We start from the raw sequence: 5676 nt of genomic DNA on the forward strand, positions 1-5676 counted from the left end.
CGTGCGGACCACCGGCGGCGCCTCCGGTTCGGCGAGCCGGCGCAGCAGGAGACTCGCGGCGTGCGCGCCGAGCTGAGCGGTCGGCTGGGCGACCACGGTGATCGGCGGCACGAGCACCGGCATCCAGTCGGCGTCGTCGATGCCGACCAGCGAGACGTCCTGCGGCAGGCGCAGGCCCAGCCGGCGGGCGGCGCGCACGGCGCCGAGCGTCATGCTGCTGTCGGTGGTCACCAGGGCGGTCGGCCGCCGGGGCCCGGACAGCAGCGCCAGGGTGCGCTGCTCGGCGGAGGTCACCCGGAAGTCGACGGCGTGCGCCACGGCGTCGTCGCCGTCGATCCCGGCCGCCCGCAGCGCCTGCCGGAAACCCAGGATGCGGCCCAGTCCCGGGTTCGCCCGCGGGCCGGTCGGATCGTCGCGCTCGGCGCTGGTCACCATGGCGATGCGGCGGTGGCCCGCGCTCAGCAGCGGCGCGGCGGCCATCCGGCCGGCCAGCACGTTGTCGATCACCACGCCGTCCACGGCGAGGCCGGCCAGCGTGCGGTCGAGCAGCACCAGCGGGGTGCCGCCGCTCTGCACCGCGCGCAGATGGTCGATATCGGTCGGCGACGCCGGCACCACCAGCATGCCGTCGACCCGGCGGCGCAGCAGCATCTCGACGGCGGCGCGCTCGGTGTCGGCGTCCTCATCGGTGTTGCTCAGCAGTACTTGGCTGCCGGCCTTGCCGGCGACGTCCGAGAACGCGCGCATGGCGCTGGCGAAGAACGGGCTTTCGATGTCGGCCACCACCGCGCCGAGCGTGTGCGTGCGGCCGGTGACGATGGATCGCGCCAGACCGTTGCGGCTGTAGCGCAGATTGCGCGCGACCTCGGCGACGCGGTCGGCGGTGTCGGAGCGGACCGAGCCGTAGCCACCCAGGGCGCGGGACGCGGTCGCCACCGACACTCCGGCGGCAGCGGCGACCTCGGCGAGGGTGCTGGGAGTGGCGCGGGGCCGCGCCGGGCGGGACATGCCAGGAAAGTAGCAGAGCCTCTTGACGCGACGGAAGATGAATGAGAACGTTCTCATCAATCGTCAGTGATAACGTTCTCAAGGAGCGTGCATGACCGTGTCCACTCTCCCCCTCAAGCCGATCGATGCCGACCTGTCGCAGAAGCTGCAGGACACCATCGACCAGCGCGCCGCGATCGTCGAGGTCGTCGCCGAGCTCGCCGAGAGGGGACTCAAGAACGTCTACTTCGTCGGTGCGGGCGGTTCGATCATCTGCAGCTACCCCGCGCACTACGTGCTGCAGGCGCGGTCCTCGGTGCCGGCCTTCCAGGTGCAGAGCGACGAGCTCAACTGCCAGGTGCCCCGTCTGATGGGCGAGGGCAGCCTGGTGGTGCTGGCGTCGTACACCGGAAAGACCAAGGAGACCGTCCAGGCGGCGAAGACCGCGAAGAGCACCGGCGCCACCGTGATCGCGGTGGCCAAGGAGGGCTCTCCGCTGGCCGAGGCCGTCGACGTCGCCTTCAAGGGCAAGAGCGACCTCTTCGAGCTGCTGGTCGCCTACGCCGTTCTCGAGGCGAGCGGTGAGCTGACCGACGCGGCCGGCCTCGACGCCGCCGTGGCGGCGCTGCCCAAGGCGCTCTACAGCGCGGTGGAGCAGAGCGAGCAGCGCCTGGCCGACATCGCCGAGGCCTACAAGGACGCGCCGTTCACCTACGTGCTGGGCTCCGGCCCGAGCTACAACTGGGCCTACGGCTTCGCCATGTGCTTCCTGCAGGAGATGCAGTGGAAGCAGGCCGCCGGCTTCAACAGCGGTGAGTTCTTCCAGGGCGCCTTCGAGCTGGTCGACCAGGACTCCGCGGTCCTGCTCTGGCTCGGCGAGGACGCCAGCCGGCCGATGGGCGAGCGCGCCCGCAGCTTCCTGGAGACCTACGCTCCCAAGCACCAGGTCGTCGACGTCAAGACGCTGGACCTCCCCGGCGTGCCGGAGAGCCTGCGGCCGGACATCTCCCCGCTGGTCATCGACGCCCTGGCGAACCGGCTCTCCCAGCACTACGAGTCGGTGCGCGGGCACGACCTGGAGACCCGCCGTTACATGTTCAAGGTCGAGTACTGAGCCGCGACATGGCCTCGATCGTGCCGGACCTGATCGTGTTCGACTGCGACGGCACCCTGGTCGACAGCGAGCGCATCGGCGTCCAGGTGGGCCGGCGCATGCTGGCCGACCTGGGCGTCGCGCTCAGCGAGCGGGAGTTCGTCGAGAAGTTCGTCGGCTGCTCCGCACAGCACTGGGTGGAGGAGATCGCCCGGACGCTGGGCGGGGCGCCGCCGGCGGACTGGTCGCGCCGGCACGACGAGCTGTTCGCCACCACGCTGACCGAGCAGCTCGAGCCGGTGGCCGGGGCGGTCGAGGTGCTGGACGCGCTCGACCGGCTGGGTGTGCCGTACCGGCTGGCGTCGAACAGCGGGCGTCCGCAGATCGTCCGGTCCCTGGAGCTGGTCGGCCTGGCCGACCGGTTCCGGGGCCGGGTGCACAGCTCGCACGAGGTGGCCCGGGGCAAGCCGGCGCCGGACGTCTACCTGGCGGCGGCCGCGGCCGAGCGGGTCGAGCCGGAGCACTGCTGGGTGGTGGAGGACAGCCCGTTCGGGGTGGCGGCCGGTCTCGCGGCCGGCATGCGGACGTTCGCCTTCACCGGCGGGCTGCATCCGCCGGCGCGACTGCACCGGACCGGCGCCCACGTTCTGCAGGACCTGCGGGATCTGCTGCCGATGCTCGCGAACGGCAACGGGTCCGAACCCTTGACACACCCTCGCAAGACATGTGTACCGTCCGACCTCAGCCAGTGTTGAGAACCTTCTCACACGCGGTTACCGACTCGAGGAGCGTCGCGTGACCCCCTCCGTGCAACTCCTGGCCGTCGGCGACAACGTCGTCGACTGTTACCCCGACCTGGGTGTCATGTTCCCGGGCGGGAACGCGGTCAACGTCGCCGTCAACGCGGTGCGCTGCGGCGGCTCGGCCGGCTACGTCGGCGTTCTCGGCACCGACGACGCCGGCCGGCTGCTGCACCGCGCGCTCGGCGACGAAGGCGTCGACCTCGGGCTGCTGCGCGTCGCGGACGGCGAGAACGCCCGCGCGATCGTGCGGATCGTCGAGGGCAACCGGGTGTTCGAGCACGGCGAGATCGGTGTCTCGGAGTTCCGCGTCGGCGCGGACGACCTCGCGGCCGCCGCCCGCGCCGCCGTCGTGCACACCGGCGAGTGCTCGATGACCGAGCCGGACCTGCCCGCTCTGGCGCAGGCCGCCCGGCTGCTGTCCTTCGACTTCTCCGAACGCCCCTGGGACTACGTCGCGCAGTGGGCCGGGCTGGTGGACATCGCGATCCTGTCCAGCCCGGAAGGTGAGGAGGCCGAGGCGGTCGAGACCGCCCGGCGAGTGAACAAGCTCGGGCCGTCCCGGGTCGTCGTGAGCCGCGGCGCCCAAGGTGCGGTGCTCCTGGGGCCCGGCGGGCTCGCCGTGGCACCGGCCGGCACCGGTCCGATCGTCGACACCCTGGGCGCCGGCGACGCCCTCATCGCACGTCTGCTGGTCGGCCTCGCCAGCGGCGAACCCGACGACGTCGCGCTGCGCGCGGCCACCAAGTACGCCACCGCCACGTGCGCGCAGCATGGCGCCTTCGGCTATGAGACGACGCTCGACGCGAACGGAAACCCCGCTTCCGTCCGGGCGTGACGACGCAACCCCCACCCCCAACAGATCACTCGCAGCCCCCTCGGAGGACATATGCGTACCCAGTCGCTGCGCCGCGGTGTCATCGCCGCCGCCGCAGCCGCCGTACTGGTGCTGACCGGATGCGGCGGCGCCAAGAACGGCGGATCCGCGCCAACCCCGCAGTTGAGCGCGACCGGCGAGAAGAGCGGCACGCTCTCCATCGTCACCAAGTTCGCCGACCCGAAGTACGCGCCGTACTTCGTCTCGGTCGCGAAGGCCTACGAGGCCGCGAACCCCAAGGTCAAGATCGACCTGCAGCAGGTCACTGACCAGCCGTACAAAGACAAGATCCGGGTGCTGTCGGCCGCCAACAAGCTGCCGGACATCTACTTCAGCTGGGCCGGCGACTTCGCCAACAAGTTCGTCCGCGCTGGCCTCGCCGCCGACCTGACCTCCGTCATGGGCCCGGACACCGAGTGGGGCAAGACCTTCACGCCGGCGTCGCTCAAGGCCTTCGAGTACGACGGCAAGAACTACGGCATGCCGATCAACCTCGACGGCAAGTACCTCGCCTACAACAAGACCGCCTTCACCAAGGCCGGGATCACCAGCCCGCCGGCGACCTTCGAGGACCTGCTCAGCGCCTGCGGCAAGCTCAAGTCGGCCGGGTACACGCCGATCGCGCTGGGCAACCAGTTCGGCTGGCCGGCGATCCACTACATCACCCAGCTCAACGCGTACAACGTGCCGGCCGAGCAGCTCGCCAAGGACTACGACCCGGCCAACGGCGCCTTCACCGACCCGGGCTACGTCACCGCGCTGCAGCAGTTCAAGACGCTCACCGAGACGTGCAGCAACCCGTCGGCCAACGGCCTGAGCCACGAGGCCGCGCAGGCCAACCTGGTCTCCGGCAAGGCCGCCATGCAGTACATCGAATCGCTGGAGTTCCAGGTGCTCACCGCCAAGGGCGGCGCCCCGAAGGAGCTGGCCGACAACTGGTCGTTCATGCGGCTTCCGGCCGCGGCGTCGGCCCCCGGTGACACCAAGGCGCTGACCGGCGCGCCGGACGGCTTCATGGTCAACGCGAAGAGCAAGCAGACCGCCCTCGCGGTGGACTTCCTCAAGTTCTTCAGCAGCCAGCAGAACGCGTCCAAGATCGTGAAGGATCTCGGCTGGCTCAGCCCGGTCGCCGACTCGGTCAACAACGAGAACGCGTTCCCCCAGCTGGTCGACACGCTCAAGGACATGGACCAGGCCAGCCAGTTCGCGATCTGGCTCGACACCGTCACCCACGCGGAGGTCGCGTCGGCATACCTTTCCGGTGTCGAGGGCATGCTGAGCGGCGACCGCTCGCCCGAGCAGGTCATGCAGGGCGTGCAGCAGGCGGCCGCCAAGGCCAAGAAGCAGGCCGGCTGATCCGGCCAGTGCGCCGGGCCGGCTCGACGATCACGAGCCGGCCCGGTGCACCGCGAATCCCGATTCGCACAAACCCAGATTTGTGTACGGTCCCAGTCAGGCAGGTGCCCAAGCCATGACAGCACTGCTCAGCCGCTGGCGGACCCTCGTGTGGGTGGCACCCGCCGTCGCCCTGCTCTTGGTGTTCGTCTACTTCCCGATCGTCGACAACATCCGGCTCAGCTTCTTCTCCTGGAGCGCGTTCGAGCCCGTCCCCGTGTTCGTCGGCCTCGAGAACTACCGCGTCGCGTTCGACGACCCGGTGTTCTGGCGCGCGCTGTTCAACAACACGGCGTACGCGGTGGTCTCGCTCGTCTTCCAAGTCGGGTTCTCGCTCGTCCTCGCGGCGGTCCTGGAGGAGTTCGTCCACCAGCGCCTGCGCGGCGTTCTGCGCACCATCTACTTCATCCCGGCCACCATCTCGATTACCGTCGCCGGAATCCTGTTCTCGTTCCTGTACAACCCGCAGTTCGGCCTGGTGAACAGGCTGCTGACCGCGGTCGGCCTGGAGTCGTGGAACCACG

The 5676-nt window shown here is 70.1% G+C and carries 6 protein-coding genes; 5 read left to right on the top strand and 1 reads right to left on the bottom strand.

All coding sequences use genetic code 11. The features are described 5' to 3' along the window. The coding region (locus tag AB0M20_RS23905) for a LacI family DNA-binding transcriptional regulator (protein WP_364301635.1) at nt 1-1008 on the bottom strand (1008 nt) is incomplete at its 3' end. A 91-nt stretch (nt 1009-1099) separates the two neighbouring features. On the opposite strand from AB0M20_RS23905, the gene AB0M20_RS23910 reads away from it, so the two are divergent. The 5 genes from AB0M20_RS23910 to AB0M20_RS23930 form a co-directional block, all read left to right on the top strand. Continuing rightward, entirely contained in the window at nt 1100-2101 is a 1002-nt protein-coding gene (locus AB0M20_RS23910) for an SIS domain-containing protein (RefSeq protein ID WP_364301637.1), read from the top strand. Between the two features lie 8 nt (nt 2102-2109). Then, nucleotides 2110-2835, top strand: coding sequence for an HAD family phosphatase (locus tag AB0M20_RS23915; RefSeq protein ID WP_364301639.1), 726 nt, complete (start codon nt 2110-2112; stop codon nt 2833-2835). A gap of 40 nt (nt 2836-2875) precedes the next feature. Continuing rightward, nucleotides 2876-3718, top strand: coding sequence for a PfkB family carbohydrate kinase (locus AB0M20_RS23920; RefSeq protein ID WP_364301641.1), 843 nt, complete (start codon nt 2876-2878; stop codon nt 3716-3718). 51 nt (nt 3719-3769) lie between these two features. After that, nucleotides 3770-5113 carry an extracellular solute-binding protein gene (locus AB0M20_RS23925; RefSeq protein ID WP_364301643.1) on the top strand — a complete coding sequence of 448 codons (1344 nt, stop codon included), beginning with the start codon at nt 3770-3772 and terminating at the stop codon, nt 5111-5113. 115 nt (nt 5114-5228) lie between these two features. Further along, the coding region (locus tag AB0M20_RS23930) for a sugar ABC transporter permease (RefSeq protein WP_364301645.1) at nt 5229-5676 on the top strand (448 nt) is incomplete at its 3' end.

Origin of the sequence: Actinoplanes sp. NPDC051633, assembly GCF_040681735.1 — a bacterium.
In the GTDB taxonomy this organism is placed as follows: Bacteria; Actinomycetota; Actinomycetes; order Mycobacteriales; family Micromonosporaceae; genus Actinoplanes.

Excerpts from the sequence above, each read along its gene's own strand:
- AB0M20_RS23925 (WP_364301643.1), top strand. The coding sequence starts at position 3,770 with ATGCGTACCCAGTCGCTGCGCCGCGGTGTCATCGCCGCCGCCGCAGCC.
- AB0M20_RS23915 (WP_364301639.1), top strand. The coding sequence starts at position 2,110 with ATGGCCTCGATCGTGCCGGACCTGATCGTGTTCGACTGCGACGGCACC.
- AB0M20_RS23910 (WP_364301637.1), top strand. The coding sequence starts at position 1,100 with ATGACCGTGTCCACTCTCCCCCTCAAGCCGATCGATGCCGACCTGTCG.